The sequence below is a fragment of the Leisingera sp. F5 genome (genome assembly GCF_001593695.1).
On the sequence record NZ_LUKH01001253.1, the window covers coordinates 1 to 1,155 of the forward strand.

Below are 1,155 nucleotides of genomic sequence, written 5' to 3' on the forward strand. Positions count from 1 at the left end.
ACATCGTTGGGGCGGTAGGTGGTGCAACCTTTGCAGCCCTGATCCCAGGCCTGCATATAGACGTCCTTGAAGTCATCAAAGGAGATGTCTTCCGGACAGTTGATGGTCTTAGAGATCGACGAGTCGATCCACTTCTGTGCCGCCGCCTGCATTTTCACATGTGCCGCGGGCGGCAGCGTCTGCGCATTCACGAAATACTCCGGCAGTTTGGCGTCGGCACCGAATTTCTCGCGGTACATCTGCACCGCGTAGTCGACCACTTCCTCCTCGGTGCGGCTGCCATCCTTTTGCAGCACCTTGCGGGTGTATGCATAAGCAAACACTGGCTCGATCCCCGAAGACACATTGCCCGCGTACAGAGAGATGGTGCCGGTCGGCGCGATCGAGGTCAGCAGCGCGTTGCGAATGCCGTGCTCGCGGATCGCGTCGCGCACGTCCTCATCCATGTTCAGCATATTGCCGGAGTTCAGGTAGGCCTCGGCGTCGAACAGCGGGAAGGCGCCCTTTTCCTTGGCCAGGTCCACCGACGCCAGATAGGCGGCGCGGGCGATCGCGTGCAGCCATTTGTCGGTCTGACGCGCCGCCTCGTCAGATCCGTATTCCAGACCCAGCATCAAGAGCGCATCCGCCAGGCCGGTGACGCCCAGACCGATCCGGCGTTTGTTCTTGGCTTCCTGCGCCTGCGCCTCCAGCGGAAACTTGGAGACGTCGACCACGTTGTCCATCATCCGAACGGCCGTGGCGACCAACTCCTGCATCGCCTCCTGGTCCAGATGCGCGTCTTTCTCGAACGGATTGGCCACCAACCGCGCCATGTTGACCGAACCCAAGAGGCAGGCGCCATAGGGCGGCAGCGGCTGCTCGCCGCAAGGGTTGGTGGCGCAGATGTTCTCGATATAGGAGAGGTTGTTTGCCTTGTTGATACGGTCAATGAAGATCACGCCCGGCTCGGCATAATCATAGGTCGCCTGCATGATCTTGTTCCACAGATCCCGCGCCTGCACGGTGTGATAGACCTTGCCGTCAAATACCAGTTCCCAGGAGCCGTCCGCCTTAACCGCATCCATGAAATCATCGGTGACCAGCACCGACATGTTGAACATGCGCAGGCGGGCGGAGTCAGATTTCGCAGTGATGAAGTGCTCGATATCCGGG

General features: G+C 59.9%; 1 protein-coding gene. It reads right to left on the reverse strand.

Going from position 1 to position 1,155, the window contains the following annotated elements:
* A partial coding sequence (locus A2I95_RS40560) for an adenosylcobalamin-dependent ribonucleoside-diphosphate reductase (RefSeq protein ID WP_291737967.1) occupies positions 1-1,155 on the reverse strand: 1,155 nt, incomplete at both ends.